The following is a 25,749-nucleotide window of genomic DNA, read 5'->3' on the forward strand; positions in this document are numbered from 1 at the left end:
TGTTAAAGAACATTGCGACGTTGTCGCTAGGGATGCGTATAATACATCCTTAATTTTTCGAGTCAACACTTAATTTCAAACTTTCTTTCAATTATTTGAAACCGAAGTTTCACTTAACTCTCTGCTACGTTGTTCAGCGCCTTTCGTTGCTGCCTGCCGTGTCAGTGGGGTCGCATTATAGGGAGATGGATTTTTTACGCAAGCACTTTTTTCAATAAAATTTAAAAAAACGTACTGTTCGCTCAGCTTTTGAACTAAACGCCCTGAAACTGGGTGTTTTGCAGTCAATTTAGGCCTGTTTTGGTGTATTTATTTGCTTCGCTGTTACACTAGACTGAGCGCATTTTAAAATTAAAAGGTGAATTTATGACTATCCGTTCTTATAAAGGGATCACTCCGACATACGATAATAGTGTTTATATTGATGAGTCATCGGTTTTAGTGGGTGATATTACGCTTGGTAAAGATTCAAGTGTTTGGCCTCTTGTTGCTGCGCGAGGTGATGTTAACTATATACGTATTGGTGAACGTACGAACATTCAAGATGGCAGTGTTTTACATTTAACTCGTGCCTCTAAGTCAAACCCCGACGGCTACCCTCTTATTATTGGTGATGATGTCACTGTTGGTCATAAAGTTATGCTACACGGCTGCCAACTTGGTAATCGTATACTTGTTGGTATGGGCGCAATAGTAATGGATAACGCAATTGTTGAAGATGATGTGATCATTGGTGGTGGTTCACTGGTACCACCTAACAAGCGTTTAGAGTCTGGTTACCTCTATGTAGGAAGCCCTGTTAAACAGGCTCGCCCTTTAACAGAGCAAGAGCGCGCCTTTTTAAAAATCTCTGCTGATAATTATGTTCAGCTTAAAGATGAATACTTAGCTGAGGGCTAAAACACTTCGGTTAATTCAATTTGTCCTGCCGAGTTATACTGCTCATCTTCGATCAGTTGCTCGGCGAGTTCTTCGTAATCGAAACGATAAGATTCAAAGTAATTTACTGCACTGCTTTGATCTGCAAAATCATACTTGCTGGTATTAATAACACACTCCACCATCAAGCCACTTACTTGTGCGAAGAATACCAACTGCTTTTCTTCAGGCTTAAATTCGAGTCTGTCTATAAATTGAATAGCTTGATTCACGCAATTTCTCCTGCTTTAAGCGCGATAACAACGGGAATAATTTCTGGCATTTTATTGCGCCATACAAAATAAGCTTGTGCTGCTTGGCCAACTAGCATGCCACAACCATCGAGTGTTAAACATGTTGTGTTAATCGACTTAACCCAACTAATAAATGCGGTATCGTCATTAGCGTAAAACATATCGTAAGCGCACTGACACGTAGCAACATGGTCTTCAGCTATACCCGGCAGGTCTCCAGTTACACTACTTGAGGTTGAATTAATCACCACATCATAGTTGTTTGCTGGGATATCATTTAAAGCAAAGCCCTGTACATCTATTTCACCATTAAAATGACTCGCTAGCGCCTTTGCTTTTTCGGCGGTACGGTTGGCTATTGTTAAGCTTTCGATATGCTCATTCAATAATGGCTGAATGACACCTCGCGCTGCACCACCGGCGCCAATAAGAAGAACTCGCTGCCCTTTTAAGGTGACATTATTAGCTAAAAGATCTTTAACAAGTCCTACACCATCGGTGTTATCACCCAGTAGGCTGCCATCTTCAAGCTGTTTAATAGTATTTACGGCTCCGGCAATTTTCGCTTGCTCTGTTAGTTCATCGACCATAGCAAACGCTTGCTCTTTAAACGGCAAAGTGACATTAGCCCCTTTACCACCAGCAGCGAAAAACTCAGCGACAGTTTTTTCAAATGCATCTGTTGGTGCTAAAATGGCGCTGTATTGTATTTGCTCGTTTAATGATGCAGCAAATTGTGCGTGTATTGCGGGTGATTTCGAATGTTTTATTGGATTTCCAAAAACCGCGTATTTGTCCATAGTGAAGCAACCTCTTCGCCCTGTAGAGCTTTTATTAATATTATGATTAAACGACTTTTTTCTAAATCGAAACCAACGCCTGAAACACCTACCCCAGAAAAAACACCTTACGAAATTATTGGCGGTGAAGCAGGAGCTCGAGCAATTGCAAATCGATTTTACGACATAATGGCCACAGATGAATACGCCAAACCATTATATGATATGCATCCGCAGCCTTTAGATAGAATTCGCCAAGTCTTCTTTGAGTTTTTATCTGGCTGGCTGGGCGGCCCTGACCTATTCGTTGAAAAATATGGTCACCCAATGCTAAGAAAGCGTCACATGCCTTTCCCTATTGATCAAGACCTACGTGACCAATGGATGCATTGTATGAATAAAACGCTTGATATCGAGATTGATAACCCACTACTTCGCGAAGGGTTAAGACAGTCGTTATCGCAACTCGCCAGCCATATGATCAATCAAAACTAACTAAGCTTTGCGCTATATCAATGTACGCTTTTTCTAAATAAAGATAATAAATTTTCCTTAATTTAGAAAAAGCGTCGTCGAATGAAGTCTATCCAATTTAAAATTTATGCTTTGTTAGCACTAACAGGCGTATTGGTATTATTTGCCAGTATATTTAGTAGTGCCCAGCAACAACATGAATTAGCAAGAGATACCGTTGAAAGTAACATAAAACTGCTTGCCGATAATTACTTTGATTCTATTAATACCATGATGCTGACAGGCACTATGGCTAATCGTGAAATTCTAAGTACTAAATTAAGAAGCCACCCTAATATTGAAGACGCTCATATCATACGTAGTCCAATCGTTAATAAAATTTATGGGCCTGGAAATGCCAACCAAGTTGCGACTAACGATGCTGAGCGAAAAGCACTAACAGGCACTGAAGCACTATTTATTGATAATCAAAAAAGTACGATGACTTATCTAAAGCCTATGTTTGCTCGCAGTGATTATAAAGGAACAAACTGCTTAGGCTGCCATCAAGCACAAGAAGGCGATGTGTTAGGTGTAGTAAAAATCAGTTACTCGCTGGCTGATATTGAGCAAGAAGTATCGCAAAACACCTTAATGAACACGCTACTATTAGCGGCTATTTTCATTTCGGCTTTCTCACTACTAGCAGTGATGTTTAGAAAAATTTTCATCAAACGCTTAAAAGTCATTAGCCATACCATGCACTTGGCAACCACCAATAAAGATTTAAGCCTCACGGTAGATGACAGTAATAATGACGAGCTTAGCTCTCTTGCCACCAGCTTTAATCACATGATTGGTGCGTTTAAAGATAATATTGCTCAAGTTTCTCATTCTTCTAAGGTATTGATCCACTCTGCCGAAAGCATTTATGCCTCAGCGGATGCAACCGAGCAAGCGATCTTAAAGCAAAAGCAAGGGACAGATTCGGTCGCTGCCGCCATCAATGAACTAGAAAGCTCATCAAGCGAAGTTAAAAACACCACCCATTTTGCATCTGAAAAGTCAGAGCACAGTAATCAACTTGCACAACAAAGCTTACATGTTGCTGAGCACACTGAGCAAAGTATTAATCAACTTGCGGCAGATGTTAGAGCAGCTGCCGAGCAAGTAAGTCAACTGCAAACCCAAACGTTAGATGTTGGTAAAGTACTCGAGGTGATCAGTAGCATTGCCGAACAAACAAACTTACTTGCACTTAATGCTGCGATTGAGGCGGCTCGTGCTGGTGAAGCTGGCCGAGGCTTTGCTGTGGTAGCCGATGAAGTACGTACTTTAGCGACCCGCACCCATGACTCAACCGACGAAATTCGCCGCACTATCGACAAGCTACAAAGTGAAGCGGCACAAACCGTTAATACCATGAATAACTCTTGCGAAGAAGCAGACGAAAGAGCTGTGCAAGTTAAGCAAGTAGCTAAAGCATTACGTGATATTTCTTCACAAATGAGTGAGATAAACCAACTTAACGTGCAAATTGCTGATGCTACTGAACAGCAAAACCTCGCGGCTGAAGAAATTAACCAAAGTGTTATTGCAATTAGTGACAATGCCGAGCACTCATTAGTCGATGCCCATGAAAACCAAAAAGTCAGTGAAGAGCTGTTGTCGTTAGCTCGTTCACTTGATGAGCAAGTAAGACGCTTTAAATTAAGCTAAATTGCGCGCTTTTCGTGCAACTGCTAGAGTTGTTATATGTATTTCATAGTAAATAAGGATGTTTAAATGAAATTTTTAACAACTCTTTTAGTCTGTATTGGGATTATTGCAGCGTTACTATTTACCTATCAACACAGCGTGAATGAATCTGCGGATCAAATAAGCACTGTTAATGAATATATACATCGTGATGATATTCAACAGATTGCTCAATCTCTTCTCAGCCAAGATAAAACCTCACAAAGCGATAAGTATGAACAAAGTATTGTTGGTGGTTTTGATAAGCTTATTCAGCACCCTGAATATTTTGAGGTGAAACTTGATTTCTATGCCTGTGATATCAGTCAATGCTTAACACAGGTTAGCGCACCTATTGATACAACACCTGATAAGCTAAAAATATTAAAAGCAGAAGTGCTATTTAGTGTCTTGGCAGAGCTGCCTAGCAGTGACAGTGTTGCCACCCTCGTAGAGGGTGACAACGCAATGTTGGTTCGAGTGGTTTCAATACTTGATTAAAGCTGCCATTGACGTGCAACTAAATCAGATTCTTTGCTATTTAACCAATCTTGCGGGCGTAAATAGTACTGATACAGCTTAGCTTCTGGGCTATCTGCAGCAGGTACATAGTTATATTCCCAACGAGCTAATGGTGGCATCGACATCAAAATTGATTCAGTACGTCCACCTGTTTGTAAGCCAAATAATGTGCCGCGGTCCCAAACAAGATTAAACTCAACATAACGACCACGACGATACAATTGAAAGTCGCGTTGCTGTTCGGTTGTTGGCGTGTCTTTACGGCGCTCAATAATAGGAAGGTAAGCATCTAAATAGCCATTTCCTACCGTCTGCATAAAGGCAAAGCTTTGTTCAAAGCCCAGCTCATTTAAATCATCAAAGAACAAGCCACCAACACCACGAGTTTCGCTTCGGTGTTTTAAATAAAAGTAATCATCACACCAGTTTTTATATTTATCGTAAACCTCAGCACCGAATGGCTGACATAAATCGCTAGCCACCTGATGCCAATGTTGTACGTCTTCAAAAACAGGGTAATAAGGGGTTAAATCAAAACCACCACCAAACCACCAAATTGGCTCTTCGCCTTCTTTTTCGGCAATAAAGAAACGGACATTGGCATGGCTTGTTGGAATATGTGGATTATTAGGGTGGATCACTAATGACACACCACATGCATGAAAACTACGACCCGCGAGCTCTGGACGATGCGCTGTTGCTGATGCTGGCATTGAAGCACCAAATACATGCGAGTAGTTTACCCCACCCTGTTCGATGACATTACCACCTTGGATAACACGAGTACGGCCACCGCCGCCTTCTGCACGCTGCCAATTATCTTCAACAAATTTTGCTTTGCCATCGGCACTTTCAAGACCCTGACAAATTGTATCTTGTAAGGCCATTAAATAGGTTTTAACTTGTTCGAGTAGCTCGCTTTGCATGTTTATCCTCTAAATACTTTACCGGTCGCTGCGTCTTTGATCACACTTGGTTGGCTGTTGCCACCTAACGGCTCATCAACATAAAAATCTACCGTGTCTGAAAATTCGCTTTTCGCTTGTGCGATAGTCATTACCGTTTCTTGACCGGTTAAGTTTGCACTTGTTGACACCAACGGCTTACCAAATTGCTGACACAGGGCTTTTACCGTTGGATGATCAGTAACACGTACCGCAATAGTATCAAACTGGCCTGTTAGCCACTTTGGAGTTTCTTTTGCTGCTGGCATCACCCAAGTGATAGCACCTGGCCATTGTGAAAAGATATCAGCTCGTTTATCCATCGGGATTTTGGCATCATCTACATACTTTAATAACTGGCCATAATTGTCAGCAATTAAAATTAAGCCTTTTTCTACAGGGCGTTGTTTGATGGCTAAAAGCTTTTCAACCGCAGCTTGGTTATCAGGATCGCAACCAAGACCAAAAACAGCTTCGGTTGGGTAAACGATTACACCGCCTTGCTGCAAAGCGTCAATTGCATTGGCTGGTTGTGCAACAGGATCAGACAAAGAAACTCTCCTAAATAAACAAATTACAAGTGCATTAAGATTCGACTAACTTATGCATACACGACTTCTGCGGGCATTGTAACACAACACCTGAGGCAGTTTTCTTTTCGGTCATAATTGGCCACTGGCAGGCCGGGCACTCGGTCGGCACAGGTTTGTGGTTAAGGGTATATTTACAGCGCGGATAGCCATCACAAGAATAAAAGGTTTTGCCAAACTTATTACTACGCGCAACCAACTGGCCTTTTTTGCATTTAGGACAAGCAGGTAATTGAGGGGCATCGTCAGGCTCTTCATCATGAGCAATATAGTGGCACTCAGGATAGCCAGTACACCCAATAAACATACCGTAGCGGCCATTTTTAATTACTAATGGCTTACCACACTCAGGGCAGGCACTGTCTTCGAGTACTTTTATTTGTTGGCTATCGTGATGAGCTAATGGGCGGATAAAGTCACACTTTGGGTAACTGGCACAGCCTAAGAACGGCCCTGACTTTGAGTTGCGCATAACCAATTCAGAACCGCATTTAGGGCAAACCTCATACTCTTTTTCGAGCGCATGTTTATCTGCAGAAAAAAGAGAATGGTCGATTTTACTCATAAGATTCCTGTGGGGTTGGCTAATTTTCGCCTAATATACCCAAACTCAACAAAGATACAAGCAAAGTCTACTTAGTGTAATACATCAGCTGGCTCGTCAAATATTAAGTCTTCCATTTGTGCGTAAGCTTGCTCTGACCCTGGTACATTAAATAACACCATTAGCACCACCCACTTTAGGTCTTCCAAAGAAATAAATGGTTTATCTAGAGCACAAAGTCTATCTATCACCATTTCGCGAGTTACGGTGTTAATTACACCTATTTGCTCGATAAACATTAAAAAACCGCGACACTCAACACTTAACATTTGGCATTCACTATCAGTGTAAATACGCATAGCATGTTGTGGTTGGGCATTAAGGTACGGGTAGATATCGCTTTGTTGTAAGTCAGCAAGTTGCTCTAGCCAATCAAGGGCTTTGTAGATTTCAGGTTTATTGAAGCCAGCACGAACCAACTCATCGGTAAGTTCGTTCTCTTCAGTAAAGATTTCAGCTTCACTATGGATATAGTTTTCAAAAAGATACATGAGGATGTCAAACATGTTTATGTCCTCCAAGTCTTATATAACCATCTAGTACTCGTTCGATTTTATCTGCGAGCTCTAGGTCGAGTAACCGAGCTTGTACTTCGTCTACAGGTAATTGGCTGCGCTGTGTTATTTGATCAACACTTGTTACCTCATACCCTATACTTTTGAACACTGGGCAGTCGGGTTCATCTGCAATAGGCTGCTCTATACTATATAGACTGTTTTCACAGAAAAAGCTCACTTCATCAAGAATATCAGTAATATTTTCTGTCAATTTAGCGCCTTGCTTAATTAAAAAATGGCTTGCCTCTGAAAGTGGGCTTTTTATTGAACCTGGCACGGCAAACACCTCTTTATTTTGCTCAAGTGCATAGCGTACGGTAACCAATGAGCCACTTTTAATTTGCGCTTCGACAATCAATACACCTAATGACAATCCAGAGATAATACGGTTTCGGCGCGGGAAATTAGCGGCATTAGCAGCCGTTCCCGGTAAGAACTCAGAAACCAACAAGCCCCGCTCAGCAACCTGTTTAATGAGTAAGCGATGGCGTTTTGGATAAGCTATATCGATACCCGTACCAAGTACGGCAATGGTGTTTCCTGACCCTGCTAATGCGCCTTTATGGGCTGCACCATCAATACCCATAGCCATGCCTGATGTCACCGTCATGCCAACAGCAGAAAGTTGATGGGCAAACTCAGCAGCTACTTCAAGCCCTGTCGGTGTGGCATTACGACTACCGACAATTGCTATTTGCGGTGACAGTAATAGTTCTGTGTTACCTAAACAAAATAATAAGATAGGTGCATTGGCTATTTGCTTGAGTAAGGGCGGATAGCTGCTATCAAAGTAGCTTATGACTTTGATTTTAAGTCTTGCTATTAACTCTTGGTAGTGGGCTACTAACTGCCAGTCAGTATTAACTAAGTTATCGGCTTGGCTTTGTGATAAGCCCAGCTGCTGAAGCTCTAAACTAGATAGCTTAAATAGCTCATCCAGTTGCTGTTTTTGACTTAATGCAATAAGGCTTTTTATTCCAAGCCCTTTACATAAATAAAAGGCAAGCCAATGGGATAGCTTGCCTGAAACCTGTGCCATGCTCCCTCCTTAGAGCGCCCAAATTGTGAGTTAGTTTATAACTGCATAATCTCCAACTCGGATCGGGTGCTGATTCTTCACAATCAATGCGTAGCTAACGTTGTCATATACCTTAAACACCATTAACTCACCGACTTTTTCCTTTGGCATGTGCCATACATTGCTGTCTTCATTGCTTTCAATTCCTAACACATCATTTGCATCAGTCATGAATTTCTCAAGACTGTTAGAATCTTCGCGGTAACGCGGACCATTGCGGCCGTCATACACTTCAGGTGATTGACGCTGAATATCAAGTACAAAACCTGGTTTCACTTGGTCTGAACCTAAGTTTAGTACAACAATGTCCATGGTACTAAATTCACGCATTTCATTAGCTGCGGCGATAATAGTGCCATCTAAAGTTGCTTCAGGGCGTTTCATAGTGAAATAGGCTGGCAACATTTGCCCTTCCATCGCCGGCATTAAAAAGTCATGCGGCTTAATTTCTTGTTTTACCAGTTCAACTTTAACTGAGGCAGGTACGCCGCTTTCTACGTCACCGCTTCTAAATGCGCGAACAATCGCCACTAATTCCGCTTTATTCGCTAGTACTTCATTGGTATTTGGATCAACAAGATCATTGCCTTTACGGTATACGCCATAAGCTTCGTTAAGTGTTAAGTCACCTTTAACGTAAAGCGTATGGCCCATAGTATTCATTTTGGTATTAACACTGGCACCCAAAATATATGGTTTTTGTGCAATAACATCGGCGCTAATCGCTTGCTCATAACTCAAATATGGACGCAGCAACTCCAAAGGCAACGTCGGCACTGCTTGCTTGCCTTTTGGTGTAATTCGCCCTTCTGGAGAGAGTTTTTTATAACGCGCATTTTTAACTAAACGAGGATTTCCGTCTTTATCGTAAATTAAAGTGAGCGCATCACCCGGGTATATTAAATGCGGATTCGCAATTTGCGGGTTCATTTGCCATAAATCAGGCCATTGCCAAGGTTCATCAAGATACACGCCCGAGATATCCCAAAGCGTATCGCCTTTTTTGACAACATATTGTTTTGGTGCATCTTTTTTAATTGTTAAAACATCAGCAGCTACCGGAAAAGCACAGCTAATGGCTAACAAAGCCGCAACTAGTGGGTATCTCATTTGGCTTCCTTGAGTTGTTTTTAGATTATTATCGACCAAAACCTGTTAAAGGTGAACACGAATGGCTAAAATAAGAGCATACAATACCCTAAATGAATCACAAGTGTAAAAGGTAACTATGGCTAGGTTAGAAGTTTTGAGATTTCCGGATGAGCGTTTACGTACAATCGCGAAAGAAGTACCAGAAGTAAACGATGAAGTTCGTCAAATCGTCAAAGACATGCTTGAAACTATGTATGACGAAAACGGTATCGGCTTAGCAGCGACGCAAGTAGATATCCACCAGCGAATTGTGGTGATCGACGTATCTGAAGAGCGCGACCAACCGTTAGTGTTAATCAACCCAGAAATCACCAAAAAAGATGGTTCAACTGTGAGTGAAGAAGGCTGTTTATCTGTTCCTTACTCATACGCAAAAGTTGACCGCGCAGAAACAGTTACTGTTAAAGCGCTTAATGAAAACGGTGAAGAATTCAGCCTTGACGCTGACGAGCTATTAGCAATTTGTATTCAGCATGAGCTTGATCACCTTAAAGGCACCCTATTTATTGATTATCTATCGCCTTTAAAGCGCCAACGTATCCGTAAAAAGCTTGAGAAAGAAGCTAAGCTGGCTGCTAAATCATAAGTTAATCAATAGGAATATCTGTGACACAACCATTACGCATTATTTTTGCTGGTACGCCGGATTTCGCTGCGCGCCATTTACAAGCACTGATTGACTCAGAGCACGAAGTTGTTGGTGTATATAGCCAACCTGATCGCCCAGCGGGCCGAGGTAAAAAGCTAAAAGCCAGTGAAGTTAAAGAACTGGCACTTGCTCATGATTTACCTGTATTTCAACCGCAATCACTAAAATCAGATGAAGCGCTTGCAGAGCTTACCAGCCTGAACGCCGATATTATGATTGTGGTGGCGTACGGCTTACTGTTACCAAAAGCGATTTTAGATGCACCGCGCTTAGGCTGCATAAACGTGCATGGCTCTATTTTACCGCGCTGGCGTGGTGCTGCACCGATCCAACGTGCTATTTGGGCTGGTGACAATGAAACCGGTGTAACAATAATGCAAATGGATGAAGGCTTAGATACCGGCGATATGCTGCATATCAGCCGTTGCCCGATTGATAGCACAGAAACCAGTAGCTCTTTATACGATAAATTAGCAGCACTGGGTCCTGATGCACTGATTAGTACAATCAATCGTCTTGCTGCAGGTGAAATCACCCCAGAAAAGCAAGATGACGCACAAGCAAATTACGCCAAGAAGCTATCAAAAGACGAAGCCAATATTGATTGGTCAATGGATGCTGCGCAAATTGAGCTTAATATCCGTGCCTTTAATCCATGGCCTGTTTGCTTTACTGAAATGGCAGGACAAACGGTAAAAATTTGGCAAGCCGAAGTTGTATCGCAAACTGCACAAGCCGGTAAAATCATTGCTGCTGATAAGCAAGGTATTACCGTTGGCTGTGGGCAAGATGCACTTAAAATCACCCTTCTTCAACCACAAGGTAAAAAACCAATGGCTGTTACTGACTTTTTAAATGGTCGCAGTGATTGGGTTGAACCTGGCTCAGTATTAGGTCAAAGCAATGAGTAATGTAAGAGCACTTGCTGCTGAAACCCTCTATAACGTGGTCGATAAAGGTGCATCGCTAAATCAAGAACTACCTTTTGCAAGCCAAGGATTATCGCCGAAAGATAAAGCCCTACTACAACAAATTTGCTACGGTGTGCTGCGCTATTTACCTAGCCTAGAAAATTATTGTCAGCAACTTTTAGATCAACCACTAAAAGGTAAGCGCCGTATTTTCCAGTTCTTGTTGTATGTGGGTATTTACCAACTTCAACACATGCGTGTACCGCCTCATGCAGCAATCAGCGAAACGGTTAATGCGCTTCAGCAAATGCGCGCACTGGGTTTAAAAGGCCTGATTAACGCTATTTTACGCAGTTTCCAACGTGAACAAGTTGAGCTTGAAGAAAAAGCAAAGCAAATTCCTGTTTGCAAATTTAACCACCCAGGTTGGTTTATCAAACAAGTTACTGCAGCTTACCCTGATAACTGGCAAGAAATTCTTGAAGCGAATCAGCTACAAGCACCTATGTGGTTACGTGTAAACCAAGCGCAATACAGCACCCAAGAATACAGCGAAATGCTTAAAGCAAATGATATTGAGCATACCCTTAATGCTGATTTTCCTGATGGTATTAAACTAGCTAAACCATGTGATGTATACGCATTACCAGAATTTGATACCGGAGCCTGCTCAGTTCAAGATGCAGCGGCACAATTAGCTGCACGCTTTTTAGATCCTCAAAATGATGATGTCATTTTAGATGCGTGTGCAGCGCCAGGTGGTAAAACGTGCCATATCCTAGAGCTTGCTGACGCCGACGTATTAGCACTTGATAGCGACAGCGAGCGCCTAGAACGCGTTAAACAAAACTTAGTGCGTATTGGTTTAGCTGCCGATTTACAATGTGCCGATGCTTCACAACCGCATATCTGGTGGGATGAGCAGCAATTTGACCGTATTTTGCTTGATGTGCCTTGTTCAGCAACAGGCGTAATCCGTCGTCACCCTGACATTAAATGGTTACGTCGTGCATCTGATATTGAAGATCTGGCTAATTTACAAGGCGATATCTTAAATAGCATCTGGCCTCTACTTAAGCCTGGTGGTACGTTAGTTTATGCGACCTGCTCTGTATTACCGCAAGAGAACCAACAACAAGTTGCCAAGTTCCTTGCCAATAATCCAAGTGCTGAACACATACCTTTGCATGAAAACGACACCCCTACTTTACCTGGCCTGCAATTATTGCCTGGTGAAAGTGACGGTTTCTATTATGCAAAGCTAGTTAAAAAACACTAATAAGAACAAGCTATGAAAATAATCATACTCGGTGCCGGACAAGTTGGTGGCACACTGGCAGAAAACCTCGTTGGTGAGCAAAATGAGATCACCGTTGTCGATATCGACGGTAACCGTTTGCGAGAGCTACAAGATAAGTACGACTTACAAGGTGTTACTGGCCACAGTGCGCATCCCGATGTATTGCGTCGCGCAGGCGCAGAAGACGCCGATATGATTATTGCCGTAACCAGTTCAGATGAAGTGAACATGGTTGCTTGCCAAGTTGCTTATAGTATTTTTAACACGCCAACCAAAATTGCCCGTATTCGCTCAGAGCAATACTTAAAGTACCGTGAAAAGCTATTTCATAACGACGACTTACCTGTTGACCACTACATTGCTCCTGAAGCGCTGGTAACTAAGTATATTCGTCGCTTAATCGACTATCCGGGTGCTTTGCAGGTATTACAATTTGCCGATGGCATGTTATCGCTGGTTGCGGTGAAAGCCTATTACGGTGGTTTGCTGGTGGGTTATGCACTTTCAGCCTTGAAAGAACACATTCCGAATGTCGAAACCCGCGTAGCGGCTATTTATCGTCAAGGTAAAGCGATTAAACCGCTTGGCACAACCGTTATCGAAGCGGACGATGAAGTGTTCTTTATCGCTGCAACAAAGCATATTCGAGCAGTCATGAATGAGCTTCAAAAGCTCGAACGTTCATACAAAAAGATCATGATTGCTGGTGGTGGTAATATCGGTGCGGGCCTTGCGCGTTCACTTGAGAAAAACCACAGCGTGAAGCTGCTTGAGCGCAATAAAGAGCGCGCAGCACAGCTCTCAGAAATGCTTGATAACACCGTAGTGTTCTGTGGCGATGCCTCTGATCAAGAGCTGCTATCTGAAGAACATATTGAACAAGTGGATGTGTTCATCGCAGTGACTAACGACGATGAAGCAAACATTATGTCTGCGATGCTGGCAAAGCGTATGGGCGCACAAAAAACCATGGTGCTTATTCAGCGTGGCGCTTATGTTGACCTAGTACAAGGCGGTGAAATTGATATTGCTATTTCACCTCAGCAAGCCACTATCTCGGCGCTGTTAACACACGTTCGCCGTGGTGACATCGTTAATGTTTATTCGTTACGTAAAGGCGCAGCAGAAGCCATTGAGGCTGTCGCTCATGGTGATGAGCATACTTCTAAAGTTGTTGGCCGAGCAATTGCTGATATCAAACTACCAGCCGGAACAACCATTGGTGCAATTGTGCGTAACGATGATGTACTGATTGCCCATGACGATACAGTTATTCAGTCGGGTGACCATGTAATCATGTTCTTGATTGATAAAAAGCACATTACGGTTGTTGAAAAGCTGTTCCAAGTAAGCGCTATCTTCTTGTAAAAAGCCTATAAACGAAAAAAGCAGCCATGACAGCTGCTTTACGACTCTTGAAGTGAAAGTACCTAACTTTTCTAAAAGATTCTATTGAATTTGAGCGAACTCTTCTTTTGAAAGTTCGCCATTACCATCGCTATCTAGCTCTGGAAATAACTTTTCAAGCTGCATATTTGCAGACGCTTCTTCTTTGCTGATCACACCATCACCGTCGGTATCGAATGTTGAAAAGCTTACGCCTTGTGCAAAGGCTGCTGATGATGTTGCTAGTGCTAAAATTGCGATTGTTGTGCTTAACTGTTTCATAATAACTACCTTGAATTTGAAAAGAGTGAAATCCGTTTCTGAGATCCCTGTTTAGTGGAAATTGGTATAACTACGTATTAATTCAGTTATTCGGCTTCAGAGAACTCTGCTTCAGTAAGAACGCCGTCGCCATTCACGTCTAATGTTTTAAACTGCGACATAATTTTTGCGTCAACGGCTGCTTCACTTTTGCTAACCACGCCGTTACCGTCTACGTCTAGAGTGTCAAAATCAGTTGCTGCAAAAGCTGCTGAAGAAGATGCAAGTGCGATTAAAGCTAATGTTTTGTTTACTGTTTTCATAATCATATTCCTTCAATTTTAAGAGTGTTAGCTGATCACACTTCCAGTGTTGTCCTTTGTCATGGATTCCCTTATCCATTTAGGCTGTCTTTGGCAGCTCAGAACTAATCAGCTAAATAAACTGGTTTTGCTTAATCACATTAAGCTTTTGAAAATTCTTGTTTCGATAACTCACCGTTACCGTCAGTGTCTAATTCACTGAATTTGCTCATTAGCTCTGCATCTACCGATGCTTCGCTTTGGCTGATAACACCATTGCCATCAACATCTAGAGTATCGAAATCACTCATCGCAAATGCTGCTGATGAAGATACAAGTGCCATAAGTGCTAGTGTTTTATTTACTGTGTTCATAATGTCATTCCTTCAAAATGTGTTGTCTTGAGTTAGAAGTCCTTTTCAGTGTGTCCTTACAATGAAATTAAGCTTTTGAGTACTCTTGTTTAGACAGCTCACCGTTGCCGTCTGTATCAAGCTCTTTAAATTGGCTCATTAACGTTTCGCTTACTGATGCTTCGCTTTTGCTGATAGCGCCATCGCCATTAACATCCAGTGTGTCAAAGTCAGCGGCAAACGCTGCTGATGAAGTTGCAAGAGCTACAAGTGCTAAAGTTTTGTGTAACGTTTTCATAATCACTATTCCTTCAATGTTGTCTCAACTGTGATAAAGGATATGTTCCTGAATCAGTTTTTCTCTGTGTTCGCTAAGACTATTTCAACTTCGATGCCAAAGTTAAAAAGAACAATAAAATCAATGCATTAAACTATAATATCGATAATTAGGGGGAAATAACGCTATTTGTTTGTTGCTGTTTTGCAACAAGCTCGGTGGTTGGTTTTTTGTCACCTTTAAAATCAATAAGTTACAAAGATTAAAATGGAGACAATAGCGATTAACTCGGATTAGAAAACAGAAAAATTAGAAATTTGAAAATAAACTCTATCTGAACAACAAAACTTGAAGAAAAAAATCGAAATCAATTTAATTGATAACATATTGATTTAATTGGTTATTTAAATTTATTTATAAATTAATTTTAATATTTATAGGGCTAAATCGGTGAAAATAGCCATTTTGTTGCAAAATGGCGAATTGGTATTAGATATCCAACACAGAAAGGTCAATTAAGTGCTCTTTCATAAACGCTTTCATTTCATCTTCACTCGTATCAAGCTGTACACCGAACATAAAACCGCCTGCTCTTTTGCGCACGCTACATACTGTGCCATTAAACTCACGTTTACTAAGTGTGATTTGGCAGCTTTGCCCTTTAAAAGCGCTTAAGTCCTCCTTGCTATTAAGATCAAACTGCACGCCTGTGAGTGAAATATCTTTAATAAGCCCTGCCAGTTTTTGCTCTGCAATGACTAAGTTTGCAGGGAATAACGTAGGAATACGTGCTTCACTACGTAAGCTATAAAGCTGCACTTGCTTAGGAAACTCGAGAAAAATTAAACGGTGAGGATGGGATGCCAAGGCGCTTATTTGCTGACGAAAAGCAATTACTTGCCCACCGCCCGCTTCAAGTACCGCGCGTATAACGACCATCACACCATCTTTGATGAAATCACTACCATTTGCTAAACGCTTTGCTGATGGGTAATTGATAATGATGTACTGATCATTCATCAAACCAATAAATTCTGTTTTTACGCGTTTACTGTCGGTTGGTGTAGTAATTTCAACATCTACCAAACTACCCGCAGGGATGCAGGTTAGCTTTTCAAGATTACGTTGTTTTTGAGTTTTTGGCACAGTAATGCCTCCACTTCTAGATAATCACCTTACTTTGGTTAGCCTCGCCAGAAGGTTGGCGTAAATAACACTAATAGGGTGAATATTTCTAAACGACCAAATACCATTGCAATAGTAAGTAGCCATTTTGCCGTATCAGAAATCGCTCCGTAATGAGCAGCGACTTCACCTAAACCTGGGCCTAAGTTATTTAAGCAAGCAGCTGTTGCTGAGAATGCACTGATGTTATCCATGCCGGTGCCCATCAGCGCCAACATAATAATGACAAACACCAAAGCATACGCAGAGAAGAAGCCCCAAACAGCTTCTACAACTTTATCTGGGAGTGCTTTTCGGCCTAATTTAATTGAATAAATAGCCCTTGGATGCACAAGACGATTGAGCTCACGAATACCTTGTAAGTAAAGTAAGAACACCCGCACGACCTTCATACCACCACCGGTAGAGCCGGCACAGCCGCCAATAAAACTTGAGAAAATAAGTAAAATAGGTAAGAACAGTGGCCATGCTGAGAAGTTGTCTGTCGCAAAGCCCGCGGTAGTACTCATTGATACCGCTTGGAACATAGCTTGATCGAGAGTCTCATCACCATCAGCATAAATATTATTTGATGACAGCACAGTAAAACAGACAATGACCAATGCTAATTGAATCAATAAGAACACTTTAAATTCAGGGTCGCGTAAATAAACACGAATATTGCGTGAAGCTACCGCCGCATAATGCAGCGAGAAGTTAATGGCTGCGATCAGCAAAAACACTACGCAAATAAAGTTAATTAATGGGCTATCAAACTGCCCCATTGATGCATCGTAAGTAGAGAAGCCGCCTATCGCAATCGTAGAGAAAGCATGACAGATTGCATCAAACCAATCCATTCCTGCAGCCCAATACGCAAGCGTACAGGCTATCGTCAGCGATACATAGATATACCAAAGATGCTTTGCGGTATCGGCAATACGCGGTGTCATTTTTGAGTCTTTAACCGGACCAGGTGTTTCTGCACGGTATAGCTGCATACCACCGACCCCTAGCATAGGCAGTACCGCGACTGCGAGTACGATGATCCCCATACCACCTAGCCATTGCAGTTGCTGGCGATAAAAGAGGACTGATTTAGGTAGGTATTCTATGCCCGTAAGTACGGTAGCCCCTGTGGTTGTCAGTCCAGAAAAGGCCTCAAATACGGAGTCAGCTAAGGAAAGATTAGGCTCTTGTAAAAACACTAAAGGCACCGCAGCGAAGGTACCTAGTACCAACCAGAACAAGACTACAATCAAGAAGCCTTCACGGGCTTTAAGATCACCATGCTCATGACGGTTTGGATAATAAGCTGCTAAACCAATAACAACACTAAAAATGAAAGCGAGAACGAATGGCACACCACCACCGTCTTTGTAGATCAAAGACACCAGTGCCGGTGGCACCATAGTGATACTAAATAACGCCACCAGTTGGCCGAGAATTTTTATTATGGTACGAAATTGCATCTAGGCGTATCGCTTTCTTATTAAATGTTTAGCTAATACAGTTTATTGTCTTACAGCCTTAATTGTAAGTAAACGGAATGTATTATTTTTACATTTCAAACTTTTCTGACTTTTAGGCTAACTCCGCCATGAGTCAATTCATGGATATCATCAATCGCTTGCTCTGCCTGACGGCTATCGATTTCAATTTGCCATGTGATGTTCTCTGCAAATTGTTTTTCGATATTAAGCACCTGATACTGATTTTTTAATAACTGCTCAATTGCACCTTGTACGCTGTAATCACTTTGGCCAACCAGCTCAACACTCGGTACCTTGGTAATGGTTTTAAGCTCTCGCATGGCATTATTTAAACTACCGCCATAGGCGCGAACTAGCCCACCTGTACCAAGCTTGATGCCCCCGAAATAACGGGTTACCACCGCTGTAATTTCACCAATACCAGAGCCTGTTAATACATTAAGCATTGGCTTACCTGCTGTACCATTGGGCTCACCATCATCAGAAAAGCCATACACATGACTACCACCGGGGTTACCCGCAACATGTGCCCAGCAATTATGACGAGCATCGCTGTATTTATCTTGAATTTCTTTGATAAAGGCTTTTGCTGACGCAAGATCTGGGGTGTGGGCAATATGCACAATAAAGGTGCTTTTTTTGATTTCTTCTTGGTAAAAAACCGGCTCAGCCGGATATTGGTATTCAGACATAATTGCTTATCTAAAAAAAATGGGGCCTATTGGCCCCGATATTCACTAACCTTTATCGTTAATCTAAGTGTAGATCACGAGTCATGTTTTCTAGGCTATCTTCATGAACGATAATATTATCTTCAATACGGATACCGCCAAATGGCTTAAACTCTTCAACTTTTTCCCAGTTAATAAACTGTTTGTTGTCAGTTTGCGCAAGGTCACCTAATAACGAGTCGATAAAGTATAAACCAGGTTCAATAGTAAATACTTGGTTCTTTTCGATTAAGCGAGTGCAACGTAGGAACGGATGACCTTCAGGTGGTGCTTGGTGCGCACCTGTATCATCAGCCATGAAGCCACCCATATCGTGAACTTGTAAACCAAGGTGATGACCAAGACCATGCGGGAAGAACGTCGACGTAATACCACGCTCAACAATTTCAGCGGCTGGTAACTTCACAATATTAAAGTCGCTTAGTACTTGCGCTACACGCTGGTGACAATCTAAATGCAATTCACCGTATAACAAGCCAGGTTTTAATGCTTTACCTAAAGCGATTTGATGCTCAGTCATTACTTTAATTAAATCGCTAAACTCACCTGACTTTTTAAAATCATAAGTACGTGTGATATCAGCAGCATAACCATTAAAGTTTGCACCTGCGTCAATAAGGAAAGAGTGATGCGTTTGCGGCGCTTTAGGTTCAAAATGCGTGTAATGTAAAATTGCACAGTTCTCATTTAGTGCAACGATATTGCCGTAAGGCATCTCGTTTTCACTCTGGCGGGTAGCCATGAGGTAAGCTTGCTGAATATCAAACTCTGAACCACCAGCAAAAAACGTATCACGTGCTGCTTTGTGGCCATTTACCGCGATACGGTTAGCTTGGCGTAAACACTCAAGCTCATACTGCGTTTTATAAGCACGATGAAAATGAAGGTAGTTCATAACTGGCTCTGGGTTCATAATACTAAAGCCCAGCGCTTGCGCTACTTCTAGGTATTCACCGATATAGGCATATTTAGCTTTATCATAAGGAAGCAGTTTTTCTACCTGATCTGGCTGTACTAATAATTCAATATCAAAATACTCAGCCCAAAAATCACGTGGTTCGTCAGGTACTTTATGCCAAAAGTCGACAGGACGATAAAAAATCAGTTTCGGCTTAGATGCACCATCAACCACAATCCAACAATGTGGGTTGTCGATCACTGGTAACCAAGCTTTAAATTGCGGATTCACCTTAAACGGATAATACATGTCATCTAAAAACTGACGTTTAGCCTGACCTGAGTGAATTACTAACCCTTCTAAACCTTCACGCTCTGTAATTGTTCGAGTGCGTTGTTGCAAGGTTGCAATATGTTCGGCATATAAAACCGCTAATTTATCCATAGTAAACCCATCTTTAGTAAATTTAACTTGTTAGCAGTCTATCATAGCCAGCACCATCCCCCAACTGAGGGAGGATAGTGTGACAAATCGGGTTTAACCACCCATCGACATATCAAGAATTGGCGCTAGAACATTGCCATCGCGTCCTAATCGAGTATGGTATACCTGTCTGTAAGCAAATACATTCTTAACGTAGTTTCGTGTTTCTGTATAAGGAATTAACTCAATCCACAGTTCAGCTGGCATAGCTTGCTCTGGGATCCAACGTTTAATACGATGATAACCCGCATTATAAGAAGCCGTTGCAAGGATTTCGTTGCCGTGGTTTTTCTTTTTCAAATACTGCAAATACTCACTACCAAGGCGAATATTAGTACGAGGCTGGTATAACTGCTTTCGTGATACAGAGCTTTTATTCATATACTTAGCAGTGCTTGGTAACAACTGCATCAAACCATGGGCATTGGCATGAGAACGTGCATCGGGCGCAAAAGAACTTTCACGGCGTGAAATTGCAATGCTCCAAGCAACATCAATATGGCTGCGACTGCTATATGTTGCAAATACATCTTTGAACGCAAATGGGAAACGTAAGTCGACATAGTCCCACTCTTTTAACTGCGCCAAAGTGTAGATAGTACTGTCGTACCAATCAAGTTCAGCAGCAAGCAAAGACGCGGCGAGCTTTTCTTCTTTGGTTGATGTACCCGTTAAATAATTCCACTCACGACGCGCAGATGTAAAGCGCTCAAGCTCATATAAAGCACGAGCTCGCTTAAAGCCTGGAGCATTCGCCACTTCAAGCTTTAGCTTATTACTAATATTTATCTCTTTATTATTTAAGCTAACCGGAATACCTAAGCGTGCAGATGCTAAAAAGCCGTAATAATCACGCTCTTTAGCTACTGTTTGCCAGATTTCACGAGCACGCTCGACTTCACCACGTTGGTTTAAGCTATATGCTAACCAATATTGTTGACCTAGGCTCAGGTTTTCTTTGCCTGTAAAAAACGCCACAATGCCAGACCAATCTTGTCTCTCTAACATATTGCCAAGTTGCCATTGCATTAACTTTCTAGTTTGACGGTCTTTAGGCACTTTATTTAACCAAAAGCGCGCTTGTTGGTGGCCACTTGAAGCAAGCGACAAGGCAAAGCTGTAGTAAACATCCGCTTTTTGCTCGTCTGTATAATCGAACATGGTTTCGAGCTTTTCCCAGGCACGCAGTGCAAGGTCTTTATCTCGCCATACTAGGCGCTTAACTCCATAAATCGCAATCTGCCCTTCTTTAGCTGATTTTCTCTTGTAGCGATAAAGGCCCGCTGAAGCACTCGGATCTTTGCGTACCTTTAGATATAAATCAGCTAAATATTGGTCAGCACGAGGCAGTAGTGTTTTTAAGTATGGGATTAAACTTGATGAGCCCCCCTCGGCAGCCAAGCTAATGCGCTGCCAAACCCGCTCTTCGGTCTGGTAACCTTTTTTCTTCCAAAGAGAGAACAACTTATCGCACTCTTTTGGTTGTGATTTTCCTACCACCCATAAATCAGTAACTTGATTCATGATGGCTTTTTCAGGCGCACCTAAGTCCAATTGAAAACTTAAATAAGGACAGGTCAATTCGTTATTGCTTGTTTCGCGATAGTTACGAATATAAGCCGCTTTTTTGTTGTACTTTTTTAAGTAATTTAGCCATGCCTTACGTACAGGCCACTCTAGTGGCGTGTTTTGGTAAACATTGAGGTAGTTTTCGATTTCTGTCTGGTGTTTTAAGCTCGGATTACGTTGCCAATAAGCCTTTTCGACATAAGGCTTCAAAGGGTGATCAAGCCCACTTGCTGCCTCTTTCATGTCTTGATAATCACCGTAACGCGCCTTTTTTTCTGCTTTTAAAAAAGCGTCATGTTTATCGTTGGCTTCAGCTGCAAAAAAAGGAAAAAGTAATGCGGCAGCTGTCCAACCAAGGAGTTGTTTTTTCATGATGACCTTTAACAAAAATTAAAGAATTAATAACAAAAAACTTCTCCTACACCTTAGCACCAAACCAGCTATATTTTAACCAATCGCGATAAAGCGCAGTAAATTTTTCGTTGCATTTTCATTTTAAAGCAAGCACACTGATTGAAATGCAAACTCATCGTACCAGTCTTAGTTAATAAACTAGGGAGAATAATAATGTTATATAAAAGCGATTCATTTGAAGTTGCTTTCATCAAGGACAACATCGCCGAGTTTAAGTTCTGTGCAGACGGCTCAGTAAATAAACTTTCGCAGCAAACCTTGCAAGATTGCGCTTTAGCATTAAAAGAATTGGCAACAAACTCAGATATCAAAGGCATGGTGTTCACCAGCGATAAAGATCATTTCATTATCGGTGCCGACATTTTCGAATTTTTACCTACCTTCACTAAACCTCAAGAAGAACTTGTTGCATGGATCAAAAATGCAACTGACGTTTTTGATGCAATTGAAGATTTACCTTTCCCAACGCTAAGTGCTGTAAACGGCATGGCGCTTGGCGGTGGATGTGAGTGGGCACTTGCTACCGATTACCGCGTTGCTAGCTCTAACGCTAAAATTGGCCTACCTGAAGTTAAACTAGGCATCATGCCTGGTTTTGGTGGTACAGTTCGCCTTCCGCGCCTTATTGGCGCTGATAATGCGATGACATGGATCACTACAGGAAAAGAAAACCGCGCTGCTGATGCCCTAAAAGTAGGTGCTTTTGACGCAGTAGTTAGTGCTGACAAACTTTTAGAGTCAAGTATTGCAACACTTGAGCAAGCAATTGCTGGCAAGCTAGATTGGCAAGCAAAACGACAAGTAAAATTACAGCAACTGAAAATGAACCGTGTTGAGCAAGGTATGAGCTTTGCGATGGCTGAAGGCATGGTAATGGGTCAGACAAAAGGTCACTACCCAGCACCTGTTATGGCTGTAAAAACAATCAAAGCTGCAGCAAACTGTGAACGCGCTGAAGCAATGGCGATTGAAAACGCTAACTTTGCTAAATTAGCAGCAACAAGCGAAGCTGCTGCACAAACAGGTATTTTCTTAGCTGACCAATACATCAAAGGTAAAGCGAAGAAGCAAGCTAAACACAGTGAACTTGAAATTAAACAAGCCGCTGTATTAGGTGCAGGTATTATGGGCGGCGGTATTGCATACCAGTCTGCTTATAAAGGCACACCTATTATCATGAAAGACATCAACCAAGATGCACTTGATTTAGGAATGGGCGAAGCATCTAAGCTACTTGGCAAAAAAGTACAACGTGGCCATATGGCGATGGATAAGATGGTTGCTACCTTAGGCAAGATCAAGCCAACGCTAAACGATTCAGACTTACAAAGCGCAGACATCGTTGTTGAAGCCGTAGTTGAAAACCCTAAAGTGAAGCAAGCCGTTCTTGCGGGCCTTGAAAAAGACTTACCAGCGGGCACTATCCTAACTTCAAATACCTCAACAATTCGTATTGACGAGTTAGCATCGGCACTTGAAAAACCAGAAAACTTCTGTGGTATGCACTTCTTTAACCCAGTGCCAAAAATGCCATTAGTAGAAATCATTCGTGGTGAAAAAACATCAGAAGCGACAATTAATGCGGTTGTTGATTACGCATTAAAACTTGGTAAATCACCAATCGTTGTAAACGACTGCCCTGGTTTCTTTGTAAACCGCGTACTATTCCCTTACTTTGCAGGTTTCAGCAAACTTGTTGTTGAAGGTGCTGACTTCACTAAAGTTGATAAAGTGATGGAAAATGTATTTGGTTGGCCAATGGGTCCTGCATATCTTCTTGATGTTGTAGGTATCGATACGGCTTACCACTGTACAGGTGTAATGGCTGACGGTTTCCCTGAGCGTATGGCTCGCCAAGATAAAGACCCAGTTACTGTATTTGCAAACGAAAAACGCTTTGGTCAGAAAAATGGTGCAGGTTTCTACCAGTACGCACCAGACCGTCGTGGTCGCCTGAAAAAAGCAAAAGATGCAACAGCAACTCAGTTACTAAGTGCTATCACTGATGCACCTAAAGATTTCGACAAACAAGAAATCATTGACCGTTGTATGATCCCGATGATCAACGAAGTACTACTTTGTTTACAAGAAGGTATCGTAGCGTCTCCACAAGAAGCTGACATGGCGCTAATTTACGGCATTGGTTTCCCTCCATTTAGAGGCGGTGCATTCCGTTACTTAGATCAAACTGGTTTAGCGAACTTTGTTGCGACAGCAGACAAGTACGCTCATTTAGGTGCGATTTACCAAGTATCAGATGAAACTCGCAAGTGGGCCGAAGAAGGCCGTGTATTCTATAAGGTGGAAGGATAAGAAACATGAATAATCCAGTAATCGTAGATTGTATCCGCACACCAATGGGTCGTTCAAAGAACGGCGTATTCAAAAACAAGCGTGCGGAAGATTTAAGTGCTCACTTAATGAAAGGTTTGTTAGACCGTAACCCAGCCGTTGATCCAGCATCAATTGATGATATTTACTGGGGCTGTGTACAACAAACTTTAGAGCAAGGCTTTAACATTGCTCGTAACGCATCATTACTAGCCGGTATCCCTCACTCAGTACCAGCTGTCACAGTTAACCGTTTATGTGGTTCATCAATGCAAGCATTACACGATGCAGCACGCGCTATTATGACTGGCGCTGGTGATACCTACATCATTGGTGGTGTTGAACACATGGGTCACGTACCTATGACTCACGGTAATGATTTTCACCCAGGTTTATCAACGTCTGTAGCACAAGCTGCTGGCGTAATGGGTTTAACTGCAGAATACCTTGCTACGCTGCACGGCATTAGCCGCGAGCAACAAGACGAATTTGCTTACCGTTCACACCAACGTGCACACGCAGCAACTGTTGAAGGTCGTTTCCGTCGTGAAATCCTGCCAATGGAAGGTCACGATGCAGATGGTTCTTTAATCTTAGTTGAAGACGATGAAGTAATCCGCCCAGAGACAACTGTTGAAGGCTTATCGCAACTACGCCCTGTATTCAACCCTGCATCAGGTAGCGTAACGGCAGGTACTTCTTCTGCACTTTCTGACGGCGCGTCAGCAATGCTTGTAATGAGCGAAGAGAAAGCAAAAGAACTTGGTTTACCAATTCGTGCGCGTATTAAATCAATGGCTGTTGCAGGTTGCGATCCATCAATCATGGGTTACGGCCCAGTTCCAGCTTCGCAAAAAGCACTTCAACAAGCAGGTATCACCATCGACGATATCGATGTTGCTGAGCTTAACGAAGCGTTCGCAGCACAATCTCTACCAGTGTTAAAAGACCTCGGTCTGATGGATGTGGTAGATGAGAAAGTTAACCTAAATGGTGGTGCAATTGCACTTGGTCACCCACTTGGTTGTTCTGGTTCACGTATTAGCACAACGCTTGTTCACCTAATGGAAGACAAGAACGCTAAATACGGTCTAGCAACTATGTGTATTGGTTTAGGCCAAGGTATTGCAACTGTATTTGAGCGCGTAGAATAACGAGCTCACACCAAACATCTTGGTGATAAAAAGGCGTACTGAATTGCTCAGTGCGCCTTTTTTATTTGCTTTGCTTTCGGTTATTGAAACTGGCAGCAATAGAAAGTTAAAATAGCCGCTTATTAATCGTCTCTTTCACCTAAAAGGTCAGCCATGAGTTTTGATAATCCCGATCACCAATTAGATGCACTTGGCCTACGTTGTCCAGAACCTGTTATGATGGTGCGTGGCGCAGTACGTAAAATGAAAGATGGCGAAACATTACTGATCATCGCCGATGACCCATCAACCACCCGTGATATCCCAAGCTTTTGTACTTTTATGGATCACACACTAGTGGCAAAAGATGTAGAACAAGCACCGTATCGATACTTGGTGAAGAAAGGGTTATAACAACGAGTTTCGAGTTTCGAGTTTCGAGTTTCGAGTTTCGAGTTTCGAGTTTCGAGTTTCGAGTTTCGAGTTTCGAGTTTCGAGTTTCGAGT

28 protein-coding genes are annotated in these 25,749 nt (G+C 42.1%); 11 read left to right on the top strand and 17 right to left on the bottom strand.

Translation table 11 applies throughout. From position 1 onward, the window contains the following. Positions 1-366: 366 nt before the first annotated feature. Positions 367-900, top strand: a complete 534-nt coding sequence (locus tag AN394_RS18005; protein ID WP_054563788.1) for a gamma carbonic anhydrase family protein — start codon at positions 367-369, stop codon at positions 898-900. Here AN394_RS18005 and AN394_RS18010 read toward each other — a convergent pair. Further along, positions 897-1,151: a DUF1488 domain-containing protein gene (locus AN394_RS18010; protein WP_055022178.1), complete on the bottom strand. Its 255-nt coding sequence runs from the start codon at positions 1,149-1,151 to the stop codon at positions 897-899. The genes AN394_RS18005 and AN394_RS18010 overlap by 4 nt on opposite strands. Beyond that, positions 1,148-1,972 (bottom strand): shikimate dehydrogenase, encoded by an 825-nt coding sequence (gene aroE / locus AN394_RS18015; protein WP_055022179.1) that lies wholly within the window; start codon positions 1,970-1,972, stop codon positions 1,148-1,150. Before aroE ends, AN394_RS18010 begins: the two co-directional genes overlap by 4 nt. A gap of 42 nt (positions 1,973-2,014) precedes the next feature. Between aroE and AN394_RS18020 the strand changes: the two genes are divergently transcribed. From AN394_RS18020 to AN394_RS18030, 3 genes are all read left to right on the top strand, one after another. Beyond that, positions 2,015-2,446 (top strand): group II truncated hemoglobin, encoded by a 432-nt coding sequence (locus AN394_RS18020; protein ID WP_054554758.1) that lies wholly within the window; start codon positions 2,015-2,017, stop codon positions 2,444-2,446. Between the two features lie 81 nt (positions 2,447-2,527). After that, a complete protein-coding gene (locus AN394_RS18025; protein ID WP_054563785.1) occupies positions 2,528-4,123 on the top strand; it encodes a methyl-accepting chemotaxis protein in 1,596 nt (531 codons plus the stop codon). Positions 4,124-4,189: 66 nt separating this feature from the next. Next, positions 4,190-4,642: a hypothetical protein gene (locus AN394_RS18030; RefSeq protein WP_055022180.1), complete on the top strand. Its 453-nt coding sequence runs from the start codon at positions 4,190-4,192 to the stop codon at positions 4,640-4,642. Here the strand turns inward: AN394_RS18030 and hemF are convergent. The 6 genes from hemF to AN394_RS18060 all read right to left on the bottom strand — a co-directional run bounded on the left by hemF (position 4,639) and on the right by AN394_RS18060 (position 9,546). Next, entirely contained in the window at positions 4,639-5,589 is a 951-nt protein-coding gene (hemF, locus tag AN394_RS18035) for an oxygen-dependent coproporphyrinogen oxidase (protein ID WP_055022181.1), read from the bottom strand. The genes AN394_RS18030 and hemF overlap by 4 nt on opposite strands. Before the next feature lie 2 nt (positions 5,590-5,591). After that, a complete protein-coding gene (locus AN394_RS18040) occupies positions 5,592-6,158 on the bottom strand; it encodes an L-threonylcarbamoyladenylate synthase (protein ID WP_055022182.1) in 567 nt (188 codons plus the stop codon). 34 nt (positions 6,159-6,192) lie between these two features. Further along, entirely contained in the window at positions 6,193-6,762 is a 570-nt protein-coding gene (locus tag AN394_RS18045) for a type I DNA topoisomerase (protein WP_054563781.1), read from the bottom strand. Between the two features lie 71 nt (positions 6,763-6,833). Further along, a complete protein-coding gene (locus AN394_RS18050) occupies positions 6,834-7,307 on the bottom strand; it encodes a DUF494 family protein (protein ID WP_054563780.1) in 474 nt (157 codons plus the stop codon). After that, positions 7,300-8,397 (bottom strand): DNA-processing protein DprA, encoded by a 1,098-nt coding sequence (gene dprA / locus AN394_RS18055; RefSeq protein ID WP_054563779.1) that lies wholly within the window; start codon positions 8,395-8,397, stop codon positions 7,300-7,302. Before dprA ends, AN394_RS18050 begins: the two co-directional genes overlap by 8 nt. A gap of 30 nt (positions 8,398-8,427) precedes the next feature. After that, a complete protein-coding gene (locus tag AN394_RS18060; RefSeq protein ID WP_055022183.1) occupies positions 8,428-9,546 on the bottom strand; it encodes a LysM peptidoglycan-binding domain-containing protein in 1,119 nt (372 codons plus the stop codon). Positions 9,547-9,664: 118 nt separating this feature from the next. Between AN394_RS18060 and def the strand changes: the two genes are divergently transcribed. From def to trkA, 4 genes are read left to right on the top strand one after another with little or no spacing between them, the layout of a single operon-like run. After that, positions 9,665-10,174, top strand: a complete 510-nt coding sequence (gene def / locus AN394_RS18065) for a peptide deformylase (RefSeq protein WP_054554770.1) — start codon at positions 9,665-9,667, stop codon at positions 10,172-10,174. 20 nt (positions 10,175-10,194) lie between these two features. After that, on the top strand, positions 10,195-11,148 hold the full coding sequence (gene fmt, locus AN394_RS18070) for a methionyl-tRNA formyltransferase (protein WP_055022184.1): 954 nt from the start codon (positions 10,195-10,197) through the stop codon (positions 11,146-11,148). Then, entirely contained in the window at positions 11,141-12,427 is a 1,287-nt protein-coding gene (rsmB, locus tag AN394_RS18075; RefSeq protein WP_054563776.1) for a 16S rRNA (cytosine(967)-C(5))-methyltransferase RsmB, read from the top strand. Before fmt ends, rsmB begins: the two co-directional genes overlap by 8 nt. 12 nt (positions 12,428-12,439) lie before the next feature. Further along, entirely contained in the window at positions 12,440-13,816 is a 1,377-nt protein-coding gene (gene trkA, locus AN394_RS18080; protein WP_054563775.1) for a Trk system potassium transporter TrkA, read from the top strand. An 81-nt stretch (positions 13,817-13,897) separates the two neighbouring features. Here the strand turns inward: trkA and AN394_RS18085 are convergent, their stop codons facing one another. The 9 genes from AN394_RS18085 to AN394_RS18125 form a co-directional block, all read right to left on the bottom strand. After that, complete coding sequence (locus AN394_RS18085; RefSeq protein WP_054563774.1) at positions 13,898-14,116, bottom strand: EF-hand domain-containing protein; 219 nt, start codon at positions 14,114-14,116, stop codon at positions 13,898-13,900. A gap of 86 nt (positions 14,117-14,202) precedes the next feature. After that, the gene (locus AN394_RS18090) at positions 14,203-14,418 is read right to left on the bottom strand and encodes a calmodulin (protein WP_055022185.1); all 216 of its coding nucleotides are present in this window, start codon (positions 14,416-14,418) and stop codon (positions 14,203-14,205) included. A gap of 140 nt (positions 14,419-14,558) precedes the next feature. Then, positions 14,559-14,771 (bottom strand): calmodulin, encoded by a 213-nt coding sequence (locus AN394_RS18095; RefSeq protein WP_054554776.1) that lies wholly within the window; start codon positions 14,769-14,771, stop codon positions 14,559-14,561. 67 nt (positions 14,772-14,838) lie between these two features. After that, positions 14,839-15,048: a calmodulin gene (locus tag AN394_RS18100; protein ID WP_054563772.1), complete on the bottom strand. Its 210-nt coding sequence runs from the start codon at positions 15,046-15,048 to the stop codon at positions 14,839-14,841. A gap of 468 nt (positions 15,049-15,516) precedes the next feature. Continuing rightward, positions 15,517-16,173 (bottom strand): flagellar brake protein, encoded by a 657-nt coding sequence (locus tag AN394_RS18105; RefSeq protein ID WP_055022186.1) that lies wholly within the window; start codon positions 16,171-16,173, stop codon positions 15,517-15,519. Positions 16,174-16,211: 38 nt separating this feature from the next. Beyond that, positions 16,212-17,663: a TrkH family potassium uptake protein gene (locus AN394_RS18110; protein ID WP_054563770.1), complete on the bottom strand. Its 1,452-nt coding sequence runs from the start codon at positions 17,661-17,663 to the stop codon at positions 16,212-16,214. Positions 17,664-17,758: 95 nt separating this feature from the next. After that, complete coding sequence (locus tag AN394_RS18115; RefSeq protein WP_055022187.1) at positions 17,759-18,376, bottom strand: YigZ family protein; 618 nt, start codon at positions 18,374-18,376, stop codon at positions 17,759-17,761. Between the two features lie 58 nt (positions 18,377-18,434). After that, positions 18,435-19,757: a Xaa-Pro dipeptidase gene (pepQ, locus tag AN394_RS18120; RefSeq protein ID WP_055022188.1), complete on the bottom strand. Its 1,323-nt coding sequence runs from the start codon at positions 19,755-19,757 to the stop codon at positions 18,435-18,437. Positions 19,758-19,850: 93 nt separating this feature from the next. Next, positions 19,851-21,737 carry a transglycosylase SLT domain-containing protein gene (locus AN394_RS18125; protein ID WP_055022189.1) on the bottom strand — a complete coding sequence of 629 codons (1,887 nt, stop codon included), beginning with the start codon at positions 21,735-21,737 and terminating at the stop codon, positions 19,851-19,853. 195 nt (positions 21,738-21,932) lie between these two features. Here AN394_RS18125 and fadB point away from each other — a divergent pair, with 195 nt between their 5' ends. The 3 genes from fadB to tusA all read left to right on the top strand — a co-directional run bounded on the left by fadB (position 21,933) and on the right by tusA (position 25,657). Then, complete coding sequence (gene fadB / locus AN394_RS18130) at positions 21,933-24,092, top strand: fatty acid oxidation complex subunit alpha FadB (protein ID WP_055022190.1); 2,160 nt, start codon at positions 21,933-21,935, stop codon at positions 24,090-24,092. Between the two features lie 5 nt (positions 24,093-24,097). Beyond that, positions 24,098-25,264, top strand: a complete 1,167-nt coding sequence (gene fadA / locus AN394_RS18135; protein ID WP_054563765.1) for an acetyl-CoA C-acyltransferase FadA — start codon at positions 24,098-24,100, stop codon at positions 25,262-25,264. Between the two features lie 153 nt (positions 25,265-25,417). Continuing rightward, the gene (tusA, locus tag AN394_RS18140; RefSeq protein ID WP_054554785.1) at positions 25,418-25,657 is read left to right on the top strand and encodes a sulfurtransferase TusA; all 240 of its coding nucleotides are present in this window, start codon (positions 25,418-25,420) and stop codon (positions 25,655-25,657) included. Positions 25,658-25,749 lie beyond the last annotated feature (92 nt).

Source organism: Pseudoalteromonas sp. P1-26 (genome assembly GCF_001401795.1).
Classification (GTDB): Bacteria; Pseudomonadota; Gammaproteobacteria; order Enterobacterales; family Alteromonadaceae; genus Pseudoalteromonas.